Genomic DNA, 26,896 nt, shown 5'->3' with positions numbered 1-26,896 from the left:
CTGGCGACTGTTCGGGTTCAATGGAACGGCGGACGGAGACCCAGGCTCTCCCACGGGCTTGGTGTCCCAAAGGTGCGTCGGTCTTCCATCCGCCACCGCGATCGGCATTACAGCCTCGATAGCGGATAAAGGGAAGTTACAAAGGTGGCGGCAGCCGGATGAGGGGGCTGCACGCTCCAGCCGAAATGACAGGCGCTAAGTCCGCCGCCTCTTCCCCTCGTAGGGGTTTTCCTTCTCGCGGTAGTGGATCCGGATCGGCACGCTCGGCATGTCGAAATCGACGCGCAGGCTGTTGATCAGGAAGCGCGTGTAGGATTCCGGCAGGGAATCGGCGCGCGTGCAGGAAATCATGAAGGCCGGCGGGCGGGCCTTGACCTGCGTCATGTATTTCAGCTTCAGGCGGCGGCCGGAGACGGCGGGCGGCGGATGCTGCACCTGCTGCTGCTCCAGCCAGCGATTGAGCTTCGAGGTCGAGATGCGCTTGTTCCAGATACGGTCGGTCTCGATGATCGACTGCATCAGCTTGTCGAGCCCGCGGCCGGTCTGGCCGGAGATCGGCACGGCGCGAATGCCGCGCGCCTGCGGCAGCAGCCGCTCGGTCTTTTCCCGGAGATCGGCAAGCACGGCCTGCGGATCCTCGATCATGTCCCACTTGTTGAAGGCGAGAACGGCGGCGCGGCCTTCGCGGATCACCAGATCCACCAGCTGCAGGTCCTGCTTTTCGAACGGAATGGTCGAATCGAAGACGATCACCACCGTTTCGGCAAAGCGGATCGAGCGCAGCGAATCCGCAACCGACAGCTTTTCAAGCTTCTCGGTGACACGCGCCTTTTTGCGCATGCCGGCGGTATCGAACATCTTGATGGTCCGGCCCTGCCAGTCCCACTCGACGGAAATGCTGTCGCGGGTAATGCCGGCTTCCGGACCCGTCAGCAGACGGTCTTCGCCGAGAAAGCGGTTGATCAGCGTCGACTTGCCGGCATTCGGACGACCGATGATCGCCACGCGCAACGGCTTGGTGTCGTCGTACTCGGGCTCGTAGTCGTCGTCTTCGAATTCGTCTCGAACATCGACGTCGGTGACGGCGTCGTCTTCCTGCTTGGCATAGGCTCGGTCCTTGCCGATCGCCTCGACGATAGCGTCGCGCAGATCGAGCATGCCCTGGCCGTGCTCGGCAGAAATCGGCGTCGGTTCGCCGAGGCCGAGCGTATAGGCGTCGTAGAACCCGCCATCGGAACCCTTGGCTTCCGACTTGTTGGCAACCAGCACCACCGGCTTGCCGCGGCGGCGCAGCATCTCGGCGAGATCCTTGTCGACGGGCGTCAGCCCGAACTTGGCATCGACGACGAAGAGCGAAAGATCCGCCTCGTCGATCGCCGCTTCCGTCTGCAAACGCATGCGGCCCTGCAGGCTCTCTTCGTCGGCCTCTTCGAGACCGGCGGTATCGATAATGGTGAAGGTCAGGCCCATCAGCCGCGCGTCGCCGGGACGGCGGTCACGGGTAACGCCCGGCGTGTCATCGACAAGCGCCAGCTTCTTCCCAACCAGGCGGTTGAAAAGCGTCGATTTACCGACATTCGGGCGACCGACGATGGCGACCGTAAAACTCATCAGGTTTCCTTAAGCTCAGCCCTGTGCGGCGGGCGCTTTGCCGGATGCGGTGATATTATCAAGCATCATCTGCGCCCGGTTGGCAACATTGCGCGGGCTCGCGGCATCTTCAGTGATCTGCGTGAACCAGGTACGCGCCTGCGCCATGTTGCCGGCCTTGTAGGCAGCAATGCCGAGCGCTTCGCGGGCCGAGTGACGGAAGGCATTGGCCGGGATCGCCATGTCCTCGAGTTCGGCAACGACCTGGTCGTAGGTACCGGTGTCGATCAGCAACCAGCCGGCGCGAAGCTTGGCGGCACTGCGCACGGCTTCCGGAACCGACTGATCCTTGCCGATCACCTGGAAGGCAGCAACGGCGCCGGCATTATCGCCCTTGGCCGACAGGACAGTCGCGGCGCGCATGCGGGCCAGAACCGGATAGGCGCCATGGCCTTCCTTCTCCAGCTTGTCGAGAGCTGCGATCGCTTCGTCGTTCTTGTTCTCGTCTGCCAGCTTCATCGCCGCCAGGAACTGGTCGCCGGTGCTGGACGAGGCATTGTCGTCCCAATACTGGTAGACCTTGAAGCCGACGGTGCCGAGAACGATCAGGACGGCGAGCGCGATCAGGTAGCGGCCAAAGCGGCGCCATGCGCCCTTCATCTGGTCCGAACGCAGTTCCTCATTGACTTCACGAATGAAGCTGTCGTCGTTGAATGCCATTCTCGTCTCCGGCAGGAAAAGCCCAGTTTATGCGTTTGCGCATATTGTTGGGCCTTCTACCCCATTTTGCGGCCGATGTAAGGGGGATATCTGAGAATCCTCAGGAAGCCAGCATCGGCAGCGGCGCCACGCCGATCAGCCATTCATGCACCCGCCAGATCATCAATGCCCAGACGATGACGCCGATGACCACGGCATAGAGATCGTATTTGCCAGAAACGAACACCGGAAGGGTGATCTCGCCGCGGCGCCAGCGGCGCTTCAGCGAGATACGCAGGATGACGCCCCAGGCGAGAAACGCCGCAAACAGCAGGACGGAATAGGCCTCGCCATTCGACAGCAGATGGGCAAGCGCCCAGATCTTCACCGAAAGCACGACGGGATGCTTGGTCTTTGCCCGGATATGGCCGGCCGGCAGAAAGCCGGCGACAAAACAGATGACGGCGACAAGCATCAGCGTGACGGTCAGATGCGCCATGCCCGCCGGCGGATTGTAGAGCATACCGATCGGCTCGCTGCGCGCCGTCACGAATGCGTAGGCGACGAACACAAGCGTCAGGATGCTGGCGATCGAATGGAAGGCGATCCACACGGGCTTGCCGAGCTTCTCGATCATCGCCAGCCGGAAGCCGGGTGCGACGACGCGGATCAGATGAAGACCGAGGAAAAGAACGAGGCTTAAGGCAAGCAAGGCCATGGCTGATATTCCTGATTGATAGATGCTGATGCTGGATACCGGTTGACCGGCGAAAATGCCAGCGCGACCGCAGCTTCGCCGCAATTCTGTAACAGGAAAGCCGCAAACAAATTGTCGCGGTGCCCATGTTTCGTTCCATTTCCTCTGCCTGTCTCGCCCTTTCCGTTGCCCTGCCCTCCGCAGCCATCGCTGCCGATCAGCCGAAGCAGCTCGTCATCATTTCCTTCGACGGCGCCCATGACAACGCGCTCTGGCAGAAGAGCCGCGAGATGGCGGCCAAGAACGGCGCGCATTTCACCTATTTCCTCTCCTGCACCTTCCTGATGAATCAGGATGCGAAGAAGGCCTACCAAGCCCCTCATCAGAAACGCGGAAAGTCGAATGTCGGCTTCGCCCAGAGCGACGACGAGATCCGCGAGCGTCTCGGCAATATCTGGCACGCCCATCTGGAGGGACACGACATCTCCAGCCACGCCTGCGGCCATTTCGACGGCCGCCAATGGAGCAGCGCCGACTGGTCGGATGAATACGCGACCTTCAAGGCGACGCTGAAGAATGCCTGGAAGGGCGTCGGTCTGCAGGAGCCTGATGGCTGGCAGGATCTCGCCGATCACGGCATCAAGGGGTTCCGCGCCCCCTACCTCTCGGCAACGGCGGGCAGCGACATGATCACGGCAGAAAAGAAGGCGGGCTTCACCTACGACGCCAGCCTCGTCACCAAGGGACCGGCCATGCCCGTCATCGAAGACGGCATCATCCGCTTCGGCCTGCCGCTGATCCCCGAGGGACCGAAGGACCGTCCGATCATCGGCATGGACTACAACCTCTTCGTCCGCCACTCCAAGGGCGAGGAAGACGCCGCCGACAGCAAGACCTTCGAGGACCGCTCCTACGCCGCCTTCAAGGAAGCCTTCGACAAGCAATATGCGGGCAACCGCATCCCGCTGCAGCTCGGCTTCCATTTCGTGGAGATGAACGGCGGCGCCTACTGGCGGGCGCTCGACCGGCTGGTCAGCGACGTCTGCCATAGGAGCGATGTCGCTTGCGTCAGCTATTCCGAGGCGATTCCGATGATTCTGGCGCGCGGGAAATTGAAAGACCAGGACGCTTCGGGGTTGTAACGTCTGCTGGCGTCAGCGCAAGCGGCCCCCTCATCCGCCCTTCGGGCACCTTCTCCCCGCTGGGGAGAAGGGAAGTCTGGCGGCATCCCCTCAAGGAATCGAGCGTCCCAGGCTGGTCCCTTCTCCCCCCGAGGAGAAGGTGGCGGCAGCCGGATGAGGGGGCTGCTCGCTCGAGGCCTTCATCAAGCTACCTCAGCCGTCCTGGTGGACCACCCCACCTTCGCGATCCAGATACCGCTGGTCGATATCAGGCAGTGGCTCGTCGTCGATCGCTGCTTCAAAAGCCTTCAAGCGCTTCTGAATTGATAGAAGTTCGATGATCGTCGTCCAGGAACTGACGAGATACTGGAACGAGTTCGCCACCTGTCCAAAGGCCGTAGATATCTGCTGCCAGATCCCCAGCGTTATCTTGTGGGCAACAAAGGTCGGGACCAGCACAAAATAGATGAAGATCGCGTCGAGCTGGCCGTACGAGTACCGGGCAAAATTGAAGTAGACGTAATGGAAATACATCCGGAAATAGTTGCGTTGGACGTTTGCAAACAGCTCCCTGACGGTCAGCGGCTGCGCGCGTTCAGCGTGGTCTTCGCCGTAAACCAACTCTTTCCGGTAGGCAGCTTCGACACGCTGATTGCGGAAGTTCAGCCCTGGCAGTTTGATACCCACAACGGCCAAAAGAACCGTTCCTAGAACGGACCAACCGAGCGCCAGCCATACGAGCGAGTTAGGGACAGCACCCAGGATCGGCAAATCGGTGACGTAATGTGACAGTCCGGAAAGGATCGGCAAGAACACGATCAGTGTCATCACCGCACCGATGAGGCTAATCCCAAGTCCTTCCAGAATATTCGCGAAGCGCATCGTATCTTCCTGAACGCGCTGCGATGCTCCTTCGATATGGCGAAGCTTTTCCCACTTTGACATGTAAAAATTGTTCATCGCTGTACGCCAACGAAAAACATAGTGGTTGATCAGGAACGCCGACAACACGGCAACCACGACGCCCACTGCCCCAATCTCAAGGAATTTCAGCAGAAGATAGTAAAAGTCCTCGTTCGTGATACCGGGCTTTCCAGCAAGCGCATTCTGGAGAAGATCGAAGAAGGGACCGCGCCAAACATTGATCGCCACGTCCATTTGCACGCCGAAGTACGTAATGAATATGAGAAGCGCGGACCCCCATACCGACCAGAGCTTCCACGGATGGCTCCGGGCTATAACGTGCCAAGCACTGCAGAACAGCACGCAGGCCACCATAAAGAAGACATAAAACAGCAGGTTAGTCGGCGCTACAAAAAACGCAGCACCAACGGGCTGCGCGTCTTCGGCCAAGGGCGGGAAACCTAGGCTTGTCAGCAAACCGACGCCGACGAAATACCATATAAAGACACAAGCAAGTGCCCATATCGCTGCTGAAATGAAGAACAGCTTCGGCTGCGGGAAGAAGGAATGAAACACTAGGGGGCGCTTTCCTGAACTGGAACCTTGGGAGCATCAGCAAACACTGATTGTGCGGGAAATTAAGGCAGTTCGAAGAAGGCAGCAATGGCCGCGGGCCATTCTTACGTATTTGTAACGGCTTATCCCAGTTTCTTGATGACCGGCAGCACGAGGAGCGCGCAGACGACGAGTGCGGCCGCCGCCATATAGGTCGGCAGCGTGAAGCTGCCGGTGCCCTGCGCCACCCAGCCGGCGACCAGCGGCCCGACGATCTGGCCGAGCCCGAAAGCCGCCGTCATCATCGCGAAGATCCGCCGCGGGCTATCGGGCGACAGCTTACGGCCGATCTGCAGGCCGAAGGCGGTGATGGCCAGAAAGGTCGCGCCGAACAACCCGCCGCCGATCAGCGGCGCCAGCGAATGCGGCAGCATGACGGTGGCCAGAACGCCCGCCGCTTCAACCACCAGCGCGGCCACATAGACGCCACCGAGGCCAAGCGGCTTGACGAAGGGCTTCCAGGCAAACAGCGCGACCGCCGATGTCAGCCCGGCGATGAACCAGCAGAGGAACTCCACCATCTGGCCTGCCGCATCCATGCGCGCGATGGCAACGAGGAAGGTGGCGGTGATCACATAGCCGAAGCCGAAGATCCCGTAGGAGAGCGTCACCAGCATCATCGGCCGGTTCCAGCGGATGGCAGGCTCCGGCCCTGACTGCTGCGAACGTGCCGGGCCGGCCGGCAGCAGATAGCAGACGGCGGCAAGACTGACCGCAGAGAAGATCGCCCCGCCGAACCAGTCGGCTCGCCAGGCGCCGACACCGGGATAGAGGAGACCGATCAGCAGCACCATGACCGACGACAGCGCGATCCCTGCCCCCGGCCCGCCGAAATGCGCCGATTGGACATGGTCGTTGCCGGCAGCCGCCCCATGGCTGAGCACGATCGACGAGGTGAAGATCATCGCAAAGGCACTGGCGAGACCGGCGAGGAAGCGGATTGCGGCGAAGACGGGCACGGAGGTCGTGACGCCCATCGCCGCCAGTAGCAGCGTGCTGAGTGCCAGAGCCGACAGCGCCACGAAGCGCTCCCGCCCCGCGGCCCAACCATAGGCGGCAAGAATGGCACCCGCGAGATAACCGACGAAATTCGCCGAGGCGATGAAGCCTGCATCCGATGCCGAGAGCGGAACGCCGCTCATCATGCCCGGCAGGATCGGCGTGTAGGAGAAGCGCCCGAAGCCCATGGCCGCGGCCATGGCGATCATCCCGGCAAGCGCCGTTCGGAACAGACTGACGGGCTCATTGTCATTGCGTGCCAACATGCCACGCTTATCGCGCCGTTCTTGCTGCACCGCAAACAAGTAATTCTCATCGATCGATCAATTTCAGAAATTCGAGATGTGCATCTTGAAACGCAATATCGTACGATATATGTTTTACGACATAGCATTCGATATGACTAACGATGAAAGGAAGAGCTATGAGAGGCTTTAGAGGCGGCGGCATGTTCGGCGATGCGATCCGCATGGGCATGGGCCGGAAATTTTCGGCAGGCGATCTGCAGATCGTGCTTCTGGCGCTGCTCAACGAGCAGCCGCGCCACGGCTATGAACTGATCAAGGTGCTGGAAGAGCGCTCCGGCGGCTTCTACGTGCCGAGCCCCGGGGTCATCTACCCGGCGCTGACCTATCTGGAAGAAACCGGCCTGACTGAAGTCGAGGCCGAGGGCACCAAGAAGCTCTACAAGATCACCGAAAGCGGCAAGCGCAAGGTCGAGGAGAACCGCGCCATGATTGACGGCATTTTCAGCAAGCTTGAGCGCGTCGGCGAGAAGATGGCCTTCGTCAACCGCATGTTCGATCCGGAACAGCATGGCCGCCGCCACGAGGAGAACGAGGAGTTCATGCGCGACGACCGTGAGGTTCGCGCCGCCCGCGAACTGCTTCGCTCGGCGCTGCGCATGCGCCATCCCTGGTCACCGGCTGAAGCGGTCCGGATTTCGGGCATCCTGGAGCGCGCCGCCATGGAAATCCTCCAGGGCGGTGATGCCAAGCCGCAAGGCTGAGCTGTCCACAGCAGACCTTAAAGCGGACTGCCGTCGCGCGTTGCGTGGCGGCCGTCTTTTTGCAGGACGGGGCCGATCTGTGCCATGTCGCGCCGTACCGAACTACCCGGCAGCCCATCGCGCTCGGCGACCCAATATCCGGCAACGCCAATCGCCATCATCACCGCAAACAGTGGAACGGCCACGGCCGATTTTCTGAACCGCCCGAAGCGGATCGGCTTTTCGATCAGCAGATAAGTCAGGGCTGCAAGGGCAAAGCCGGCGGCGAGCAGGCCGATGCGAACGGAAAGCGCCGGCGTGTCCTTCTCGACGATGTAGCCGAACGACAAGAGCGGCCAGTGCCACAGATAAAGCGGATAGCTGATCAGGCCGACGGCGATGGCAATCGGATTGCTGAAGATCGCCTGTTTCAGGAATGCGGTCTTTCCGGCAGCGATCACCAGCACGGCGCCGAGAACCGGTGCGGCGGCGATGATGCCCGGAAAAGCCTGCTTCTCGCGGATCAGCGCGAAACTTAGAACCAGCAACACGATGCCGGAGATGGCGGCGGCATTGGCCGCCGGTTTCGAGAGATTGCCGCGGGACCGCTCAAGCTCGGCCAGTGCAGCACCGGCAAGCAGCTCCCAGAAGCGGGTAATCGGCAGGTAGAATGCCGTTGTCCGGTCAAGGTAGACGATGACCAGATTGGCAATCATCGAGACAAGCGCCACGACGGCGATCGTCTTGATCACGTTCATGCCGCGCCGCCAGGCAATCCAGGCCGCCAGTGGCCAGACGATGTAGAATTGCTCCTCGACCCCGAGCGACCAGAGATGCAGCAGCGGATTGGAAATCCCGCCATCCTTCTGGCTGCCGATCTCGAACCAGAACAGCAGGTTGGCGACGAAACCGGCGCCGCCCGCCACATGCTCTCCAAGCTCCCGGTTGTCGGCCGCCGACAAGGCGATCCAGCCAACGCACAGGCAGAACAGCAGCACGGCGATCAGCGCCGGAAAAATCCGGCGGATGCGGCGGCTATAGAAATCGAAGATCGAGAAGCGGTCGTCATGCAGCTGCTGCAGGATATGCCCGCTGATCAGATAGCCCGAAATCACGAAGAAGATATCGACGCCGACAAGGCCGCCCGGCAGCCAGGTGGGAAAGGCATGGAAGATGACGACGGACAGAACCGCGACGGCGCGCAGCCCGTCGATATCCGAGCGATAGCCGTGCTGAACGGCCGATCCACTGCCCTGTTGTCTCTGCAGCATTCCCGACCCTCCGCAACAGCCGGCGGGCAAGGCAACGGTTCAGCCGGCATGTCTCAAGCGGTACCGCGGAAATGCCGCAGCCGCTAATCGGCCATAGGCGGTAGACGCCTGAATATTCGGATGAGTGTGGTGCTAAGCCTGGCCGCCGGGCGCCGTAAAGGAGGAGCGCCCTACCCGGTTAAGCAGCAAGATCCGGCAGCGTCAGGATCAGCGGCCCGTTGCGGGTGGCAACGACGGTGTGCTCATACTGCACTGTCGGCGCCTGCGGATCGGCATAGAGCGTCCAGGCATCGTCGCCGCCTTCGGCCCAGGTGGCGCCGAGCGACAGGAACGGCTCGACGGTGAAGACCAGACCATCGGTCATGATCCGCTTTTCGGACGGATCCGGCCAGGTCGAGAGTTCGCCCGGCTCCTCGTGCAGCGAGCGGCCGACGCCGTGGCTCGCCAGATTGGCGACCAGCGTGTAGCGGTTCTTGGCTGCAAAGGCGCCGACGGCATTGCCGATCTTTGCCAGCGGCTCGCCCGACTTGATCTGGTTGAGGCCGACGAACAGCGCCCGCTTGCCGTCGCGGCAGAGCCGCTCGATCTTCGGCTTGACCGGCGGCACGGTGAAGGAGGCGCCTGTGTCGGCGAAGAAGCCGTTCTTCTCGGCCGAGACGTCGATATTGACGAGATCGCCCGGGCGGATCACCCGCGGGCCGGGAATGCCGTGGGCGATTTCCTCGTTAACGCTGATGCAGGTCGCACCCGGAAACTGGTAGCAGAATTCAGGCGCCGAACGGGCGCCTGCATCTTCGAGAACCTTGCGGCCGATCTGGTCAAGCTCCAGGGTGGTGATCCCCGGCTCAAGCGCTGCCGCCATGATCTGGATGGCGTTGGCGCAGATGCGACCGACATCCTTCAGCTTTTCCAGTTCGTCGTCGTTTTCGATTACCATCGTTCTTCCCGGCTGCCGCATCGGCGGCAGGCCAATTGCGGGTCTAGGCGGTGGCTTTCGCGCCTTCGCCCGTTTCAGTCAATGCCTTTCTGACCAGCGGTGCGACTTTCGTGCCGTAGAGCTCGATGCCGCGCATGATCTGGTCATGCGGCATCAGGCCGATCGCCATCTGCAGCAGGAATCGGTCATTCCCGAACACCTTGTGCGCAGCAACGATCTTCTCGGCCACCTGTTCCGGATTGCCAAGGAAGAGGTTGCCGATCGGACCGCGCGCCGCATCGAAATGCGCCCGGTTCGTCGGCCCCCAGCCGCGCTCGCGGCCGATGCGGTTCATCACCTCGGCCTGCGGCCCGTAGAACTGGTCGGCGGCCGCCTCGGTGGTATCGGCGATGAAGCCGTGAACGTTGATGCTGGTCTTCAGCTTCGAGGCATCCTGCCCTGCCCGGCGTGCCGCCTCGCGATAGAGCTCGAAGAGCGGCGCAAAACGCGGATATTCGCCGCCGATGATCGCCAAAGCCACCGGCAAGCCCATCGCCCCTGCCCGCGCCACCGACTGCGGCGTCCCGCCGACGGCAATCCACAGCGGCAGCGGATCCTGCAGCGGCCGCGGATAGACGCCGCGCCCGTTGATCGGCGCCCGCAGCTCGCCCTTCCAGTTGACGACTTCCTCGTCGCGCAGCGCCATCAAGAGATCAAGCTTCTCCTCGAACAGCTGGTCGTAGTCTTCGAGATTGTAGCCGAACAGCGGGAAGGACTCGATGAAGGAACCGCGCCCCGCCATGATCTCGGCGCGCCCATTGGAGAGCAGATCGAGCGTTGCGAACTGCTGGAAGACGCGGACCGGATCTTCGGACGACAAGACGGTCACCGCGCTTGTCAGCCGGATGTTCTTGGTCTTCACCGCTGCCGCCGCCAGCGCCATGGCGGGAACGGAGGCCGCATAGTCAGGACGGTGATGCTCGCCAAGCCCGAAGACATCGAGCCCCACCTGGTCGGCAAGCTCGATTTCCTCGATCAGATGCTTCAACCGCTCGGCCCCCTCCGCGCCCTTGCTGCGGCTCGGATTTGGATTGACGTCGGCGAAAGTATAGAGACCCAGTTCCATTGTCGGCATCCTGTTGAACTTGCTCCTCAGATAAGGATCGGCAAGCCCCCGGGCAAACGGAAATTCTGGAACGGATCGTTCGATAAAGTTGATGGCTGGATGGGTTCAGGCCATCCGCCAATCCGAATCGAAATTCAACGGCTTGTGGGCGCCGGCGGAATCGAAGTCGAAACCGCCTCAGCGCCCGCTTTAAGCCGGTCAGGTCCGCTTCAGATATTCCTCGAGCTGGCCGGCGACGGTACCCCAGCCCTCGTGAAAACCCATCTTCTCGTGGGCGTCCTTGTCCTCGGCACGCCAGTGCAGCGCCTTGGCGGTATATTTCGTCCGGCCGTTGCCGAGATCTTCGAGCAGGATGACGGCGGTGAAGAACGGCTTTTCGGACGGCACCCAGCCGCTCGTATAGGCATCGGTGAAGACGATCTTCTCGTTTTCGACGAGCTCCAGATAGACCCCGGAATTGGGATACTTGTTGCCGTCGGGGTCCTGCATGACGACGTAGCTGGAGCCACCCGGGCGCACATCGAGCTTGGCTTCGGCGATCGTCCAGGGCTTCGGAACGAACCATTCCTTGATCGAATTCTCGTCGGTCCAGGCCTTGTAGATCTTCTCGCGCGGCACATCCATTTCGCGAACGAGAACCAGTTCATGCTGTGTCGTGGCGGTCATTTCGGCATTCCTCCTGTTGAGCGAAACCTGTGTACGATCAGGTTATTCCAAGGACGTAGCGGCTCCCGCCATTCCGACATCGTGGTCGATTTTTTCGAAGGTTATTTGACGCCTGACAGCACCGGCGGTTTCTGCAGGCCATCGAGCTGCAGGCGGATATGGGCGGCCTCGGCGGCGGAATTGGCGAGCGCAATGGCCCGGTCGAACGCCTCGCGGGCCTCGCGCGTCCGCCCCATCTGCTTCAGCAGCCCGCCTCTCAGACCATGGAAATAGAAATAGCCGTCGAGCTTCTCGGCAAGCGTATCCACCAGCGCCAGCGCCTCTTCCGGCCCCTTGAGCTTGGAGACCGCCACAGCCCGGTTCAGCGTGATCACCGGCGAAGGCTGCAGACGCTCCAGTACGCGGTAAAGGATCTCGATCTCTTCCCAATCGGTATCCTCCGCCCGCTTGGCGCGCGAATGGATCGCGGCGATCGCGGCCTGGATCTGATAGGGACCGGGCCGGCGGTGGCGGATCGCCTTGTCGAGCAGGTTGAGCGCCTCGTTGATCAGCGCATGGTTCCAGCACGTCCGGTCCTGATCCTCGAGCAGCACCAGCTCGCCCCTGGCATCGAAGCGGGCATCGCGGCGCGAGATCTGCAGCAGCATCAGCGCCAGCAGCCCCATGATCTCGGGCTCACCCGGAAAGATCCGCAGCATCAGCCGGCCGAGACGGATCGCCTCGTCGGCGAAGGCGGCAGCATCGCGCTTCGGGTCGCCCTGGGAATAGCCTTCGTTGAAAACCAGATAGATCATCGTCGAGACGATGGTGAGCCGCTCAGCCCTTTCTTCCGGTCCTGGCGTCTCGAAGGGTACGCCTGCCTTGGCGACACGGGCCTTGGCGCGGGTGATGCGCTGCTCCATGGCGCTCTCGCCGACCAGAAACGCTTTGGCGATTTGCTGCACCGACAGCCCGGAGACGATGCGCAGCGCCAGCGCGATCTGCTGCGTCGCCGGCAGATCCGGATGGCAGCAGATGAACAAGAGCCGCAGGATGTCGTCGCGATAATTGGATTCGTCCAGCCGGTCGGCGATATCGCTTTCGGCATCCTCCGTATCGGAGATCAACTCTTCATCCGGCAGCGCCTGCGTCTTCTTCTGCTTGCGCACCGCGTCGATGCCGCTGTTGCGGCCGACGAAGATCAGCCATGCCGTCGGATCGCGCGGCGGCCCCTTGTCCGGCCAGGTGCGGATGGCGCGCAGGCAGGCCTCCTGAAAGGCCTCTTCCGCGATATCGAGATCGCGGAAATAGCGAAGCAGCGCGCCCAGCGCCTTCGGCCGGGCCGAAGCCAGCGTCACGTCGATCCAGGCAATGTCTGTCATGTGGCTTTATCTCCCGGATGGAACACGTAGAAGGGACGGATCTCGTAGGAGGTCGAGCCCGGATTGGCGGCCGACAGGTCCTTGGCAAAGCCGATCGCCTCGTCCAGCGTCTCGAAATCGATGCAGTAGAAACCGAGCAGCGCTTCCTTGGTTTCGGCGAAGGGTCCATCGAGCACCAGCGGCTCGTCCTTGCCCTTGCGCAGCGTGGTCGCAGAGGTCGTCGGCATCAGGCGGCCGGTCGGGCCGAGCTTGCCGGATCTGGCAAGCGGCTCCTGCACCGCATAGAGCCTGGCCATGACGGCATCCTCCTCTTCCTTCGACCAGGAAAAGACGGTTTCTTCATTGGCATAGCAAAGGATCGCATACAGCATCGGTTACTCCTCTTCCTCAATGACGAAGGAGTAACCCGGCATCCGACACGGCGCAGCAAAAAATTACGCCAAGCAAATTTAGCATTGGGGATTGTATCGGCCATCCCGCGTTTCGCCATCGAGTTGCCACCTTCGGCTTCGATGTCTCCAGCGGCTGGATTTCCAACATCACATTTCAGGACGAAACATGCATCTTTTCAAAAGCCTGTTCCTGGCTGCCGCACTTGCCGGCGCAGCCACTGCCGCCTCCGCAGCGCCCCAGAATTTCATCTATACCGGCTCCGGCGACCTCGAGGCGGCAAAGTCTCTGCTGGAGCGGCCGGATGTCGGCGGCGCGCAGGTGGTCTATAACTGGAAGATGCTGGAAAAGGCCAAGGGCGAATACGACTTCTCGGCTATCGAGAAGGATCTGGCGATCGCCGAGAGCCTGAACAAGAAGCTGTTCATCCAGGTCCAGGACCGCTTCTTCAATCCGAAGGCCCGCAACATCCCTGATTACATGCTCGAAGGCGCCGAATATGGCGGCGGGCTGGCTCCGCAATTCGACAATCCCGGCGAGAACAAGGGCATCGGCTCCGGCTGGGTGGCGCAGCAGTGGAACCCGGCCGTGCGCGCCCGTTATCAGGCGCTGCTGACCGCGCTTGCGCAGAAATTCGACGGCCGCGTCTACGGCATCAACCTGCCTGAAACTTCGATCGACCTCGATCCGAAGAACGAGCCGAAGGATTTCACCTGCGACGCTTATTTCGCCGGCGAGATGGAAAATCTCGGCTTCGCCCGCAAGGCGTTCACGAAGTCCATGGTCGTCCAGTATGTCAATTTCTGGCCCTGCGAATGGGAAAACGACCATAAATACATGAGCCGCCTCTTCGACTTCGCGGCCAAGAACAATATCGGCCTCGGCGGCCCCGATATCGTGCCGAACCGCAAGGCGCAGATGAAGAACTCCTATCCGTTCTTCAACCAGTACAAGGGCAAGCTCGCCTATGTCGGCATGGCGGTTCAGGAGCCGACGCTGACCTACAGGAACCCGCAGACCAAGAAGCCCTTCACCAAGGAAGAATTCACCGCCTTCGCCGACGACTATCTCGGCGCCAGCGTGATCTTCTGGAGCACCAGAAGCCCCTGGCTCAAAAAGTAGCTTTCAACCTCGTCTGCATGCCGGTGATGGCCCGGCGGAAGACATCGTGATCATCGAGGGCGCGCGACAGAACCAGCGCGCCCTGGATGCCGAGAACGGCAGCCTCCGCCTCGGCGCGCGCCGCATCCTGCTTCAACCCACCGCGCACCAGCGCCCCGGCCAGCGCCTCGACCCACCGCCGGAAATAACCATTGATCGCCTCGCTGAAGCGCTCGCGCGTACCATCCAGCGCAAAGGCGCCGACGAGGCAGATGCGCCCGCCCGAGCGGAAGTAATCGTCAACGCCACGCCACATCGCCGCGATCGCCACGGCGGGCTCGTCGCGGCGCAGCGGCTCATAGATGAAATCCTCGAACCACCGGTCGACCTCTTCGAGCACGGCAGCCGCCATTTCCTCCTTCCCGCCCGGGAAGAAGTGGTAGAGGCTACCCTTGCCAATCCCGGTGCGTTCGGTGATCTGGCTGAGCGTCGTGCCCTCATAGCCGAGCTCGCGAAAGATTTCGGCAAGCAGGGGCACGACATCGCGGCGTTCGTAAACGGTCTTCAGGTCATCAATCCTTCAGAGACCAAGCTCCGACAGCCCCGGATGATCATCCGGACGGCGGCCGAGCGGCCAATGGTATTTACGGTCCGACTCCTTGATCGGCATGTCGTTGATGCAGGCGAAACGCCGCTGCATCAGGCCGCTAGCATCGAACTCCCAGTTCTCGTTGCCATAGGAGCGGAACCAGTTGCCGCTGTCGTCGTGCCATTCATAGGCATAGCGGACCGCGATACGGTTCTCGCGGAACGCCCACAGCTCCTTGATCAGCCGGTAGTCCAGCTCCTTGGCCCATTTGCGCGCCAGGAAGGCAACGATCTCCGGCCGTCCGTTGACGAACTCGGCGCGATTGCGCCAGGCGCTGTCGGGTGTATAGGCGAGCGAAACCTTCTCGGGATTGCGGCTGTTCCAGCCATCTTCGGCGAGGCGGACTTTCTGCAGGGCGGTTTCAAGCGTGAAGGGAGGAATAAGCGCAGTCATTGTCTTTCTCCTGTACTGATAGGGATGCATTGTACCGATCAGTACAAAAGACGCAAGCGGCGAGGTTGCGGCATTCGCGCGCAGTGCGGATGGTGAAGATTTGGAGGGTGCTGTTTGAAATTCGCAGAGAGCGTTACCGCCCCCTCCGTCATCCTCGGCCTTGTGCCGAGGATCTAACGTACCCCTCCGTCAGCCGTTGAAGATGCTCGGGACAAGTCCGAGCATGAGGTGGGTAGGGCTGAGGCTCGCACGTGAAGACCGCGAATGGGATAAAGCGCTGCGCCCCACCGCAACCTCGCCTAACGCACGACCCTAAGCGTCGCTCAGGGTCCGCTTCACCGCATTCCGCCAGCCCTTAAGTTTGGCGGCTCGCGTCTTCTCATCCATATCCGGCTCGAAGCGCTTGTTGCGCTTCCACTTGGCGGAGAAGGTCTTGCGATCCGGCCACACACCGGCGCGGCTGCCGGCCAGCCAGGCAGCCCCCAGCGCCGTGGTCTCCAGGATCACCGGCCGGTCGACGGGCGCGTCCAGCAGATCGGAGAGCCGCTGCATCGTCCAGTCGGAAGCGACCATGCCGCCATCGACGCGCAGCACGGTGTCATCGGTGCCGTTCTTCCAGTCCTTCTGCATCGCATCGAGAAGATCCCGCGTCTGGTAGCAGACGGCCTCGAGTGCGGCGCGGGCAAGCTCCGCCGGGCCGCTGTTGCGGGTCAGGCCGAAGATCGCGCCACGCGCCTTCGGGTCCCAGTGCGGCGCCCCGAGGCCGGTGAAGGCGGGCACCAGATAGACCTCCTGCGAGGGATCGGCACTCTCGGCCAGCTTGCCGGTTTCGCCGGCAGAATCGATGATCCCCAGCCCGTCGCGCAGCCACTGCACCGCCGCTCCGGCAATGAAGATCGAGCCCTCAAGCGCATAGGTCGTCTCGCCGTCCAGCCGGTAGGCGATGGTGGTCAAGAGCCGGTTCCGCGAGCGCACCATGTCTCTACCGGTGTTCAGTAGCGCGAAGCAGCCGGTGCCATAGGTGGATTTCATCATGCCCGGCTCGAAGCAGGCCTGGCCAATGGTCGCCGCCTGCTGGTCGCCGGCAACGCCGAGGATCGGGATCTCGGCGCCGAACAGCGCCGTCTCGGTGATGCCAAAATCGGCGGAGCAGTCCTTCACTTCGGGCAGCATGGCAGCCGGAACGCGCAGGATCTCCAGCAGATCCTTGTCCCACTGGTTGTCGGCGATGTTGTACATCAGCGTCCGCGAGGCATTGGTCGCATCGGTGACGAAGCTCTTGCCGCCGGTGAGCCGCCAGATCAGGAAGGTATCGATCGTCCCGAAGCAGAGCTCGCCCTTGGCGGCCCGGGCGCGCGCGCCCTTCACATTGGCCAGCATCCAGGACAGCTTGGTGCCCGAGAAATACGGATCGAGGATCAGGCCGGTCTTCTTGGTGAAGAGTTTCTCGAGATCCTGGCGCTTGAGATTGTCGCAATAGCTGGCGGTGCGCCGGTCCTGCCAAACGATGGCGTTCTGAATCGGCTTGCCTGTCGCACGCTCCCAGACGACGACGGTTTCGCGCTGGTTGGTGATGCCGAGCGCGGCAATATCGGTGGCCATCACCCTGGCTTCGCGCAGCGCCATGTGGATGGTCGAAACCACCGAATCCCAGATCTCTTCCGGGTCGTGCTCCACCCATCCCGAGCGCGGATAGATCTGCGTAAACTCCTTCTGGCCGACGCCTGCAATCTTCATCTCGCCATCGAAAACGATCGCCCGCGTCGATGTCGTGCCCTGATCGATCGCCAGAACATATCCGCTCATGCCTGCCCCTCCCTCTAAGCTCAGCGGCTTTCAGATAGATCATTTAAGGCGCCGAAACGAAAGAGAAAAGAAAGCCGATCGCAATTTTGCCTCGCCGTAAATCGGCAGCTTTACAAGCCGGCCGACGCATGCTTAAAGGGCACCAACGACAGGGGTGCTCCGTATAGCCGGGGCTGAGATGCGGCCGCATGGTCTCAAACTCTTGAGCTGATCTGGATAATACCAGCGGAGCGAGGCGAGCGATGTTTTCTGGCGCACAAATTTCCCTTTACCCGATGACCGACCGTTTCGTCGACGTCATCCTCTCGGCCCTTCCGGCCCTCGATCCCTATCGCGAAAAGCTCAGGATCGAGACCGACGACATCTCGACGCTGATCGTCGGCACGCCCGATGTGGTCTTTGCCGCGATGCGCGACCTCTATGTCAGCGGTTCGGCCGATGGCATCCATGCGGTGCTGCGCGCTACCATCTCCCGCGGCTGCCCGGGCGAGCCTGACGATCCGATGTGCCATACCGAAGCCCTCTCGGGTCCGGTCCTGCCGCTTGCCGAGCGCAAGGCGTCAGCGCTGGAAGCCGTTGCCTCCTCGCCGGTCACTGGCCGCCAAGCGGCGGCGCAGTTCTCGCTGTATGTCATGGGCACCGGCGATCACATGGAAGAGATCTACGGCTGCATCGACTTCCTGAAGAATTCGGGCGTTTTCGACCGCTCGAAGAATTTCTGCACCCGCGTCAAGGGCGATGCCGGTGCGGTCTTTGCGACCATTCACGAAGCCTTCGTCCGTTTCGGTCCGCCGAATGGCCATGTGACCATCGACCTTACCGTCTCCGCCAACAGCCCGTCCGCCGTCTGATCGCTGCCTCACGTTAGGAGACTGCCGATGCCGCGGTTCATCCGATTGCCGGAACTTGCCATGCGTTCTGCGCCCGCCGTGCTGTCGGTCAGCGCGCTGCTGGCCATCTGGGAAGCCTATGTTGACCTTGCCGGCGTGCCGCCGACGACCCTGCCTGCGCCATCGCGCGTCATCACCCAGGCATTCGTCGAGCACGCCGCCCTGCTGAGCAACAGCTGGCCGACGCTGCAGGCGACGATCTCCGGTTTCGGCCTCTCGCTGGCAATCGCGTTCCTGTTCTCGGTCGCCATCGACTTTGCACCGCGCCTGCGCGCGGCCCTGATGCCCGTCTTCGTCATCAGCCAGACATTGCCGCTGGTCGCCATCGCGCCGCTGATCGTGCTCTGGTTCGGCTTCGGGCTGCTGCCCAAAATCCTGCTCGTCGCCCTCGTCACCTTCTTTCCGATGCTGGTGGCCCTTGCCCGCGGCTATGCAGCAGCCGAACCAGAGATCGAGGAGCTGCTGGCCTCGATGGGCGCCTCCCGCTGGAAGCGCTTCATCGTGGCGCGGCTGCCGGCGTCCCTGCCCTATTTCTTCGCCGGGCTGCGCATCTCGATCACCTACGCAGTCGTCGGCGCGATCTTTGCCGAATATGCGGGGGCCGCCCGCGGGCTCGGCATCTATATCCTCAACGCCAAGAACAATTTCCGCGCGGATCTCGTGCTTGCCGCCGTGCTCGTCAGCTCACTGCTGACACTCATCCTGTTTTCTCTGGCCGTGCTCGTCGAACGGCTCGCCATGCCCTGGCACCGCGTCAGCCGGGACGAACGCCGATGAGTGGTCAACTTCTTCTCGATATCCGCGATCTCAGCTGCCGCCTCGGCACCGTCGATGTGCTCGATGGCATTTCGCTAGAGCTTCACGCGGGCGAATTCGTCTCGATCCTCGGCCCGTCGGGCGCCGGAAAATCCACGCTCTTCCGGATCCTGACCGGAAGCCTCGCCCAAACAGGCGGCAGTATCCGCATGAACGGCAATGCGCTGGACTCAGAAACCCGCCCCTTCGCCTTCATGCCGCAGCGCGATGCGCTGATGCCGTGGCGGCGGCTGCTTGCCAACGCAGCGCTCGGCCTGGAGATGGCGGGGATGTCGAAACGGTACGCCGGCGCCGAAATCAGGCCGCTGCTGGCCGAATTCGGCTTGGAGGGCTTTGAACGCAGCTGGCCGCATGAACTCTCCGGCGGCATGCGCCAGCGTGTCGCCCTGCTGCGCACTATCGTCCAGCAGCGGCCGATCCTGCTCCTCGACGAACCCTTCGGCGCGCTGGATGCGCTCACCCGCTTGAAGATGCAGCGCTTTCTCGAAGCGCTCTGCCTGCGCCGGGGACTGTCGGTGATCCTGATCACCCATGACGTGCGCGAGGCGGTGCTGCTCTCCGACCGGATCTATGTTTTCTCGCCCCGCCCCGCCCGCATCGTCCTGGAAACAGCGGTCGATCTGCCGCGCCCACGCACCGAACCCGGCAGGCAGCGGACGGACGTCATCGCAGTCGAAAACCGCATCCTCGCAACGCTCTTCGAAGGAGAAGATCAGCCATGAGCCGTCCGTCCATCACCCGCCGCACCGCGCTTGCCGGCATTCTGTCACTGGCCGCCGCACCGCTCACCGTTCGCGCCGCCGCCAACCCCAAGGTTTCGGTCGCCCTCGATTGGACGCCGAACACCAATCACGTCGGCCTCTACGTGGCCCGTGACAGGAATTTCTACCGCGACGCCGGCCTTGATGTCGAAATTCTCCCCTACACCGACACCTCGGCCGCAACCCTCGTTGCCAGCCGTGTCGCCGATTTCGGCGTGCTCGGCTCGATCGGCTTGATGACGCAGCGCGCCGCCGGCGCCGATCTCATCGGCACCTTCGCGATCGTTCAGAAGGAAACCGGCCGCGTCGTCTTCAAGGCCGATCGCAGCGACATCCAGACGCCGAAGGATCTGGAGGGCAAGACCTATGGCGGCTTCGGCAGCGCCTGGGAAAACGCCCTGCTTGGCTCGATGATCCGCAAAGCCGGCGGCAAGGGCGAGTTCGAGACCGTGACGCTCGGAACCTCGGCCTACCAGGCGCTCGATAACGGCGCCGTCGATTTCACCCTCGAAGTCTATACCTGGGAAGGCGTTCAGGCCGAGTTGGAGAAAAAGGCCCAGCGTGCCTTCGTCTATGCCGATTACGGCGTGCCCGACGAACACACGGCTATTCTGGGCAGCAGCAACGCCTATCTCGCAGAAAAGCCGGACCTTGCCCGCGCCTTCATGCAGGCGACCCGCAAGGGATATGAATTCGCCGCCGATCATCCGGATGAAGCCGCCGCCATCCTGATCAAGGGATCGGACGGCGCGCTGATGAACGCCGAACTGGTGCACGCCTCGTTGAAGGCCCTCGTTGACGGCGCCTATCTGCGCACCACACCGGGCAAGGCTGGAGATATGAACCCAGCCAAGATGGCGGATATCGGCAACTATCTCTTCGATGCCGGTATCCTGAAGGATGCCAATGGCGCACCGCTTGCCCAGCGCCCAGACTTCTCGGCGGCTTTCACCAACGGACTGCTCGCAGGAAGTTGATAGCGGCAACGCGGCGATTGTCAGCCACCGCTCTTTGCGCATAACCTTGGTCCATTGCGGACCAAGGAGAAGCGTTCATGAAGAGAACCATCGTCGTCACCGGCTCCACCAGCGGCATCGGCCTGGCGATCGCCACCGCCTTTGCCGGCAAGGGCGACAACGTCGTCATCAACGGCTTCGGAAAAGCCGAGGAAATCAAGGCGATCACCGAGCGGCTTGAATCACTTTCGGAAGGACGCGCCCTCTATCACCCCGCCGACATGACCAAGCCCGCCGAGATCGCCGACCTGATCGAGACGGCCGCAAAGACCTTCGGCACAGTCGATGTGCTCGTCAACAATGCCGGTATCCAGCATGTCGAGAAGATCGAGGATTTCCCGATCGACAAGTGGGACCAGATCATCGCCATCAACCTGTCGAGTTCCTTCCACACGATGCGCGCAGCCATTCCGCACATGAAGGCGAAGAAGCATGGCCGCATCATCAACATCGCCTCGGCCCACGGCCTCGTCGCCTCGCCGTTCAAATCCGCCTACGTGGCGGCGAAACATGGTATATTAGGATTAACGAAGACGGCCGCCCTGGAACTTGCTGAGTCGGGCGTCACGGTGAACGCCATCTGCCCCGGCTATGTGCTGACGCCGCTGGTCGAAAAGCAGATCCCGGATACGGCAAGGGCCCGCGGCATGACCGAGGAGCAGGTGAAGACCGAAGTGATCCTCAAGGCCCAGCCGACGCATGAATTCGTCAAGGCCGAGGAAATCGGCGCGCTGGCGCTCTACCTCGCCAGCGACGACGCCCGGCAGGTCACCGGCACCCACATCTCGATTGACGGGGGCTGGACTGCGGCATAACCATTAGAAAAACAACAATAAGGAACATCATGAGCGACAGCATCCGCTTCATCCTCAATGGCGAGGACATCGCACTCTCTGATGTCCGCCCGACCGAGACTCTGCTCGATTTTCTGCGGTTGAAGCGCCGGCTGACCGGCACAAAGGAAGGATGTGCAGAAGGCGATTGCGGCGCCTGCACGGTGCTGGTCGGCCGTCTCGTCGATGGTAAGCTCGCCTATGAATCCGTCAATGCCTGCATCCGCTTCATCGGCTCGCTGAACGGCACCCATGTCGTCACTGTCGAGCATCTGGCGGCCAAGGATGGCACACTGCATCCGGTGCAGCAGGCGATGGTCGATTACCATGGCTCGCAATGCGGCTTCTGCACGCCGGGCTTCATCATGTCGCTCTATGGCCTCTGGCTCTCCAACGACAAGCCGGGCCGCCCGCAGATCGAAAAGGCGCTGCAGGGCAATCTCTGTCGATGCACGGGCTACGAGCCGATCGTCAAGGCGGCCGAAGCCATCGCCAGGGTGCGCCCGAGCACGCTGTTCGACCCGCTCGAAAAGACCCGCTCCGACGTCGTCGCCCGCCTCTGGGCGATGCAGCCGCGCGAGACCATCACCGTCACCTCAGATGACGGCAGGCTGATGATACCCGGTTCGGTCGAGGCGCTGGCCCGTATTCTGGCGGAAGAAAAATCCGCCACCATCGTCTCCGGCTCGACCGATGTCGGGCTCTGGGTGACGAAGCAGATGCGGGCGCTGAACCCTGTCGTCTTCATCAACCACCTCAGCGAATTGCAGACGATCAAGGTCACCGACGGCGGCGTCACCTTCGGGGCAGGCGTCACCTATACCAAGGCCTTCGAAGTGCTGGCGAAGAAGGTCCCGGCGCTTGCCGCCCTGATCAACCGCATCGGTGGCGATCAGGTGCGCAACATGGGCACCATCGGCGGCAACATCGCCAACGGCTCGCCGATCGGCGACAGCCCGCCGCCGCTGATCGCGCTCGGCGCGACGCTGAAACTGCGCTCCGCCGCCGGCACTCGCATGCTCCGGCTCGAGGACTATTTCATCGCCTATGGCAAACAGGACCGCAAACCGGGCGAATTCGTCGAAAGCGTCTTCGTGCCCTACCCCGCCGAGGGCAGCCATTTCGCCGTCTACAAAGTCACCAAGCGCCGCGACGAGGACATTACCGCCACCCTCGGCGCCTTCTACCTGACGCTCGACGACGCCGGTGACGTCAACGACATCCGCATTGCCTTCGGCGGCATGGCGGCGACCCCGAAACGCGCCCGCACCGTCGAATCCGATCTGATGGGCAAGCCCTGGACCGAAGCCACCATCGACGCCGCCCGCGCCACCTTCGACGCCGACTTCCAGCCGCTGACCGACTGGCGCGCCACGGCGGAATACCGCCAGCTGGCGGCGAAGAACTTGCTGATGCGGTTTTATCTGGAAACGATGGGAACGCCGGTGGAACTCAAGCGGTTCGAGGGGGTGGCGTGATGGCGGCCTTGAAAGTCTGCGCAAGCAGCCCCCTCATCCGCCCTTCGGGCACCTTCTCCCCGCTGGGGAGAAGGGAAAACCGGAGCAGCGCCACACGTCCCTTCTCCCCTCGGGGAGAAGGTGGCGGCAGCCGGATGAGGGGGCCACACGCGCCCTCCCTCACGGCGGAGCATCCCCATGGATAAATCCACCTTCGAAAACCCCAAAGCGATGATCTCCGGCCCGATGCACGGCTCGCTGCGCCATGATTCAGCGCATAAGCACGTCACCGGAAGTGCCGATTATATCGACGATATTCCGGAGCCCGCGGGCCTCCTTCACGGCGCGCTCGGCACCTCGGACCGTGCCCATGCCGATATCCTCAGCATGGATCTCTCGGACGTTCGCCGCCACCCGGGCGTCGTCCTTGTCTTTACCGGCAAGGACGTGCCGGGGGTCAACGATGTTTCCTCGAACGGCAGCCATGACGAGCCGCTGCTTGCCGAAACAAAGGTGGAATTCCACGGCCAGCCGATCTTTGCCGTCATCGCCGAAACCCGCGAGGCCGCCCGCCACGCCGCCCGCAAGGCGAAGATCGAATATCGCGACCTGCCGCACTGGAGCGACATCGACGGCGCACTGGAAAACGGCAGCCCTCTCGTCATCACCCCGATGACGCTGAAGCGCGGTGAAGCCAAGAGCGAGATGGACAACGCCCAGCACCGGCTGCGCGGCCAGATGCGCATCGGCGGCCAGGAGCATTTCTATCTCGAGGGACATATCGCCATGGCGATCCCCGGCGAGGACGACGAGGTCACCGTCTGGTCCTCGACGCAGCACCCGAGCGAGATACAGCATATCGTCGGCCATGTGCTCAACATTCCGTCCAATGCCGTGACGGTCAACGTGCGCCGCATGGGTGGCGGCTTCGGCGGCAAGGAAACCCAGGGCAACCAGTTTGCAGCACTCGCCGCCATCGCCGCCAAGAAGCTGAAGCGCGCCGTCAAATTCCGCCCGGATCGCGACGAGGACATGACCGCAACAGGCAAGCGCCACGATTTCCTCGTCGATTACGAGCTCGGCTTCGACGACGAAGGCCGCATCCACGCAGTCGACGCCACCTATGCGGCGCGCTGCGGTTTCTCGTCCGATCTCTCCGGGCCGGTCACCGACCGCGCGCTGTTCCACGCCGATTCCAGCTATTTCTACCCGCATGTGCATCTGCAATCGAAACCGCTGAAGACCCATACCGTCTCCAACACCGCCTTCCGTGGCTTCGGCGGTCCGCAGGGCATGCTCGGCGCCGAGCGCTTCATCGAGGAAATCGCCTATGCCACCGGCAAGGACCCGCTGGAGGTTCGCAAGCTGAATTTCTACGGCCAGCCCGGCTCCGGCCGCACGACGACGCCCTATCATCAGGAGGTCGAGGACAGCATCGTCCTGCGCATCGTCGAGGAACTCGAGGAAAGCGCCGATTACCAGGCCCGCCGCAACGCCATCATCGCCTTCAACCGCGACAGCCGCTATATCCGCAAGGGCATTGCGCTGACGCCGGTGAAATTCGGCATCTCCTTCACCATGACGGCCTTCAACCAGGCGGGCGCCCTCGTCCATATCTATCAGGACGGCTCGATCCACCTGAACCATGGCGGCACCGAGATGGGCCAGGGCCTCTATACCAAGGTGGCGCAGGTCTTGGCCGACAGTTTTCAGGTCGATATCGATCGGGTGAAGATTACCGCGACGACCACGGGCAAGGTGCCGAACACCTCGGCAACGGCAGCCTCCTCGGGTTCCGACCTCAACGGCATGGCCGCCTATGACGCCGCCCGGCAGCTGAAGGAACGCCTCGTCGCTTTTGCTGCCGAGAAATGGAGCGTCGATCCGGCCGACGTGATCTTCCTGCCGAACCGCGTGCGCGTCGGTGAGACCGAAATCCCCTTCCCCGATTTCATCAAGCAGGCCTATTTCGCCCGCGTCCAGCTTTCGGCGGCGGGTTTCTACAAGACCCCGAAGATCCACTGGGACCGGGCCGCCGGCCGCGGCACGCCCTTCTATTATTTCGCCTATGGTGCCGCCTGCACCGAAGTCTCTATCGATACGCTGACCGGCGAATACCTCATCGACCGCACCGATATTCTCCACGATGTCGGCCGCTCGCTGAACCCGGCGATCGATATCGGCCAGGTCGAGGGCGCCTTCGTTCAGGGCATGGGCTGGCTGACGACCGAGGAGCTCTGGTGGGACGACAAGGGGCGGCTGCGTACCCATGCCCCCTCCACCTACAAGATCCCGCTCGCCTCCGACCGCCCGAAGGTGTTCAACGTCAAGCTGGCGGAATGGTCGGAAAACAAGGAAGCGACGATCGGCCGCTCGAAGGCCGTCGGCGAGCCGCCGTTCATGCTGGCGATCTCGGTGCTGGAAGCGCTCTCCATGGCGGTTGCCAGCGTCGCGGATTACAGGGTCTGCCCGCGGCTTGATGCGCCTGCCACGCCTGAGCGTGTGCTGATGGCGGTCGAGCGGATGAAGATGGTGTGAGGGTCGGCGGGGTGGCGTTCGTGGCTTACCCCCCTCTGCCCTGCCGGGCATCTCCCCCTCAAGGGGAAAGATCAGCTGGAGGCACCCGCTCGCGCCACCGCAAACACTCGACATACATTATTTGGGGAGACCGGTGCCCCCAGCCAATCTCCCCCCTTGAGGGGGAGATGTCCGGCAGGACAGAGGGGGGTACCGCACCCTCGAACCCATCGGCCACCCAACGATGACCACCTTCAAGGACTTCCTCCTCACCCACCCCGCCACCATCCTGATCGAGATCACCGGCACCCAGGGCTCCACCCCGCGTGAAACCGGCACATTCATGCTCGTCTCCCCCACCGCCATCTGGGGCACGATCGGGGGCGGTCAGTTCGAATATCTGGCGATCGAAAACGCCCGCAGCCTGCTCCAAAACAGCGGCAAGGAAACCATGGACATCCCGCTCGGCCCCGAGATCGGCCAGTGCTGCGGCGGCCGCACACAACTGCGCTTCCGCAGGGTGACCACCGACGTCCTTGAAGAGCTGGAAACCAGGCGCGTCGACGAAGCCGAACACCGGCCGGCCGTCTATCTCTTTGGCGCCGGCCATGTCGGCCGGGCGCTGGCCGCAGCCCTCGCGCCGCTGCCGCTGGCAGTGACGGTCATCGAAACCCGCAAGGAAGAACTGACAAGCCTGCCCGCCGAAACCAAAACCCTGCTGACGCCGATGCCCGAGGCGCTGATCGCCGAGGTCCCGGCAGGCTCGGCGGTCGTCATCCTGACGCATGACCATGCCCTCGATTTCCTGATCGCCCGCGAGGCGCTGGCGCGAACCGACCTCGCCTACACAGGCATGATTGGCTCGGTCACCAAGCGCGCTACGTTTTCGAGCTGGCTGTCGCGCGAGGGCGGCGAAAGGCGCTGGCTCGAGCGTCTGACATTGCCGATCGGCGGCTCTGCCGTCCGCGACAAGCGCCCGGAAGTGATCGCCGCCATGACCGCCGCCGAGATTCTGACGGCGTTGGCTGTTTATGGCCAGCGCTCGAAATGATCGCGCGATTCCCGGCCATCCAGGAACCCCAGATCGCGCCTGACCCGGTCGGGCATGGTGTCGGGGTCGAGCCGCGAGGAGTATACGAACGTGCGATAGACCCATGCCCGAAGACGCGAGACAAGCGCTTTTACCGGCAGCTCGTGGTGCAGTTCATTGCGTTCGATCGTTGAGTCTTTCATGACAGTCACCTTCATTCACTTGACGGTATGACTTGCAGTCTGCGCCCGAAAATGCTGAAATTCCAATCGAACAAACATGCGA

General features: G+C 62.4%; 26 protein-coding genes. 11 read left to right on the top strand and 15 right to left on the bottom strand.

Going from position 1 to position 26,896, the window contains the following annotated elements:
• Positions 1 to 195 precede the first annotated feature (195 nt).
• The 3 genes from der to AC1DIJ_RS26610 all read right to left on the bottom strand — a co-directional run bounded on the left by der (position 196) and on the right by AC1DIJ_RS26610 (position 3,007).
• Positions 196 to 1,611 (bottom strand): ribosome biogenesis GTPase Der, encoded by a 1,416-nt coding sequence (gene der, locus AC1DIJ_RS26620; protein ID WP_112390303.1) that lies wholly within the window; start codon positions 1,609 to 1,611, stop codon positions 196 to 198.
• A gap of 15 nt (positions 1,612 to 1,626) precedes the next feature.
• Positions 1,627 to 2,310, bottom strand: coding sequence for a tetratricopeptide repeat protein (locus AC1DIJ_RS26615; RefSeq protein WP_112390302.1), 684 nt, complete (start codon positions 2,308 to 2,310; stop codon positions 1,627 to 1,629).
• A 100-nt stretch (positions 2,311 to 2,410) separates the two neighbouring features.
• A complete protein-coding gene (locus AC1DIJ_RS26610) occupies positions 2,411 to 3,007 on the bottom strand; it encodes an NnrU family protein (protein WP_112390301.1) in 597 nt (198 codons plus the stop codon).
• 125 nt (positions 3,008 to 3,132) lie between these two features.
• Here AC1DIJ_RS26610 and AC1DIJ_RS26605 point away from each other — a divergent pair, with 125 nt between their 5' ends.
• Positions 3,133 to 4,128, top strand: a complete 996-nt coding sequence (locus AC1DIJ_RS26605; protein ID WP_112390300.1) for a polysaccharide deacetylase family protein — start codon at positions 3,133 to 3,135, stop codon at positions 4,126 to 4,128.
• A 192-nt stretch (positions 4,129 to 4,320) separates the two neighbouring features.
• Here the strand turns inward: AC1DIJ_RS26605 and sbmA are convergent, their stop codons facing one another.
• Together sbmA and AC1DIJ_RS26595 are read right to left on the bottom strand one after the other, a co-directional pair.
• Positions 4,321 to 5,586 (bottom strand): peptide antibiotic transporter SbmA, encoded by a 1,266-nt coding sequence (gene sbmA, locus AC1DIJ_RS26600; RefSeq protein WP_112390299.1) that lies wholly within the window; start codon positions 5,584 to 5,586, stop codon positions 4,321 to 4,323.
• A gap of 122 nt (positions 5,587 to 5,708) precedes the next feature.
• Entirely contained in the window at positions 5,709 to 6,890 is a 1,182-nt protein-coding gene (locus AC1DIJ_RS26595) for a YbfB/YjiJ family MFS transporter (RefSeq protein ID WP_112390313.1), read from the bottom strand.
• A 158-nt stretch (positions 6,891 to 7,048) separates the two neighbouring features.
• On the opposite strand from AC1DIJ_RS26595, the gene AC1DIJ_RS26590 reads away from it, so the two are divergent.
• Positions 7,049 to 7,633, top strand: a complete 585-nt coding sequence (locus AC1DIJ_RS26590; protein ID WP_112390298.1) for a PadR family transcriptional regulator — start codon at positions 7,049 to 7,051, stop codon at positions 7,631 to 7,633.
• A 17-nt stretch (positions 7,634 to 7,650) separates the two neighbouring features.
• Here the strand turns inward: AC1DIJ_RS26590 and AC1DIJ_RS26585 are convergent, their stop codons facing one another.
• The 6 genes from AC1DIJ_RS26585 to AC1DIJ_RS26560 form a co-directional block, all read right to left on the bottom strand.
• Complete coding sequence (locus tag AC1DIJ_RS26585) at positions 7,651 to 8,883, bottom strand: acyltransferase family protein (RefSeq protein WP_112390297.1); 1,233 nt, start codon at positions 8,881 to 8,883, stop codon at positions 7,651 to 7,653.
• Between the two features lie 178 nt (positions 8,884 to 9,061).
• Complete coding sequence (gene map / locus AC1DIJ_RS26580) at positions 9,062 to 9,820, bottom strand: type I methionyl aminopeptidase (protein WP_112390296.1); 759 nt, start codon at positions 9,818 to 9,820, stop codon at positions 9,062 to 9,064.
• Between the two features lie 43 nt (positions 9,821 to 9,863).
• A complete protein-coding gene (locus tag AC1DIJ_RS26575) occupies positions 9,864 to 10,925 on the bottom strand; it encodes an LLM class flavin-dependent oxidoreductase (RefSeq protein ID WP_112390295.1) in 1,062 nt (353 codons plus the stop codon).
• 198 nt (positions 10,926 to 11,123) lie between these two features.
• Entirely contained in the window at positions 11,124 to 11,591 is a 468-nt protein-coding gene (locus AC1DIJ_RS26570) for an SRPBCC family protein (RefSeq protein ID WP_112390294.1), read from the bottom strand.
• Between the two features lie 101 nt (positions 11,592 to 11,692).
• Positions 11,693 to 12,952, bottom strand: a complete 1,260-nt coding sequence (locus AC1DIJ_RS26565) for an RNA polymerase sigma factor (protein WP_112390293.1) — start codon at positions 12,950 to 12,952, stop codon at positions 11,693 to 11,695.
• On the bottom strand, positions 12,949 to 13,323 hold the full coding sequence (locus AC1DIJ_RS26560) for a YciI family protein (protein WP_112390292.1): 375 nt from the start codon (positions 13,321 to 13,323) through the stop codon (positions 12,949 to 12,951). Before AC1DIJ_RS26560 ends, AC1DIJ_RS26565 begins: the two co-directional genes overlap by 4 nt.
• 187 nt (positions 13,324 to 13,510) lie before the next feature.
• Between AC1DIJ_RS26560 and AC1DIJ_RS26555 the strand changes: the two genes are divergently transcribed.
• Positions 13,511 to 14,464, top strand: coding sequence for a hypothetical protein (locus AC1DIJ_RS26555; RefSeq protein ID WP_112390291.1), 954 nt, complete (start codon positions 13,511 to 13,513; stop codon positions 14,462 to 14,464).
• Here AC1DIJ_RS26555 and AC1DIJ_RS26550 read toward each other — a convergent pair.
• The 3 genes from AC1DIJ_RS26550 to glpK form a co-directional block, all read right to left on the bottom strand.
• Complete coding sequence (locus AC1DIJ_RS26550; RefSeq protein WP_112390290.1) at positions 14,454 to 15,011, bottom strand: TetR/AcrR family transcriptional regulator; 558 nt, start codon at positions 15,009 to 15,011, stop codon at positions 14,454 to 14,456. The two genes, AC1DIJ_RS26555 and AC1DIJ_RS26550, sit on opposite strands and share 11 nt — an antisense overlap.
• Positions 15,012 to 15,023: 12 nt before the next feature.
• Positions 15,024 to 15,485 (bottom strand): nuclear transport factor 2 family protein, encoded by a 462-nt coding sequence (locus AC1DIJ_RS26545; protein ID WP_112390289.1) that lies wholly within the window; start codon positions 15,483 to 15,485, stop codon positions 15,024 to 15,026.
• Between the two features lie 312 nt (positions 15,486 to 15,797).
• Positions 15,798 to 17,291: a glycerol kinase GlpK gene (glpK, locus tag AC1DIJ_RS26540; protein WP_112390288.1), complete on the bottom strand. Its 1,494-nt coding sequence runs from the start codon at positions 17,289 to 17,291 to the stop codon at positions 15,798 to 15,800.
• Positions 17,292 to 17,533: 242 nt separating this feature from the next.
• On the opposite strand from glpK, the gene AC1DIJ_RS26535 reads away from it, so the two are divergent.
• The 8 genes from AC1DIJ_RS26535 to xdhC all read left to right on the top strand — a co-directional run bounded on the left by AC1DIJ_RS26535 (position 17,534) and on the right by xdhC (position 26,632).
• Positions 17,534 to 18,142 carry a YkoF family thiamine/hydroxymethylpyrimidine-binding protein gene (locus tag AC1DIJ_RS26535; protein WP_112390287.1) on the top strand — a complete coding sequence of 203 codons (609 nt, stop codon included), beginning with the start codon at positions 17,534 to 17,536 and terminating at the stop codon, positions 18,140 to 18,142.
• A gap of 27 nt (positions 18,143 to 18,169) precedes the next feature.
• Positions 18,170 to 18,958, top strand: coding sequence for an ABC transporter permease (locus AC1DIJ_RS26530; RefSeq protein ID WP_112390286.1), 789 nt, complete (start codon positions 18,170 to 18,172; stop codon positions 18,956 to 18,958).
• Positions 18,955 to 19,719, top strand: coding sequence for an ABC transporter ATP-binding protein (locus AC1DIJ_RS26525; protein WP_112390285.1), 765 nt, complete (start codon positions 18,955 to 18,957; stop codon positions 19,717 to 19,719). The genes AC1DIJ_RS26530 and AC1DIJ_RS26525 overlap by 4 nt, the downstream gene beginning before the upstream one ends.
• Positions 19,716 to 20,735, top strand: a complete 1,020-nt coding sequence (locus AC1DIJ_RS26520) for an ABC transporter substrate-binding protein (protein WP_112390284.1) — start codon at positions 19,716 to 19,718, stop codon at positions 20,733 to 20,735. The genes AC1DIJ_RS26525 and AC1DIJ_RS26520 overlap by 4 nt, the downstream gene beginning before the upstream one ends.
• Before the next feature lie 77 nt (positions 20,736 to 20,812).
• The gene (locus AC1DIJ_RS26515; protein ID WP_112390283.1) at positions 20,813 to 21,589 is read left to right on the top strand and encodes a 3-hydroxybutyrate dehydrogenase; all 777 of its coding nucleotides are present in this window, start codon (positions 20,813 to 20,815) and stop codon (positions 21,587 to 21,589) included.
• Between the two features lie 29 nt (positions 21,590 to 21,618).
• Positions 21,619 to 23,085: a xanthine dehydrogenase small subunit gene (gene xdhA, locus AC1DIJ_RS26510; RefSeq protein WP_112390282.1), complete on the top strand. Its 1,467-nt coding sequence runs from the start codon at positions 21,619 to 21,621 to the stop codon at positions 23,083 to 23,085.
• Positions 23,086 to 23,262: 177 nt separating this feature from the next.
• The gene (xdhB, locus tag AC1DIJ_RS26505; RefSeq protein WP_112390281.1) at positions 23,263 to 25,602 is read left to right on the top strand and encodes a xanthine dehydrogenase molybdopterin binding subunit; all 2,340 of its coding nucleotides are present in this window, start codon (positions 23,263 to 23,265) and stop codon (positions 25,600 to 25,602) included.
• Positions 25,603 to 25,825: 223 nt separating this feature from the next.
• Complete coding sequence (gene xdhC / locus AC1DIJ_RS26500; RefSeq protein WP_112390279.1) at positions 25,826 to 26,632, top strand: xanthine dehydrogenase accessory protein XdhC; 807 nt, start codon at positions 25,826 to 25,828, stop codon at positions 26,630 to 26,632.
• On the opposite strand, the gene AC1DIJ_RS26495 is transcribed toward xdhC, so the two are convergent.
• Positions 26,611 to 26,814: a hypothetical protein gene (locus AC1DIJ_RS26495; RefSeq protein WP_148194281.1), complete on the bottom strand. Its 204-nt coding sequence runs from the start codon at positions 26,812 to 26,814 to the stop codon at positions 26,611 to 26,613. The two genes, xdhC and AC1DIJ_RS26495, sit on opposite strands and share 22 nt — an antisense overlap.
• Between the last annotated feature and the right edge of the window lie 82 nt (positions 26,815 to 26,896).

It is taken from the genome of Rhizobium sp. 10N427, from assembly GCF_056394605.1.
This window is presented reverse-complemented; position numbering and strand designations above follow the sequence as displayed.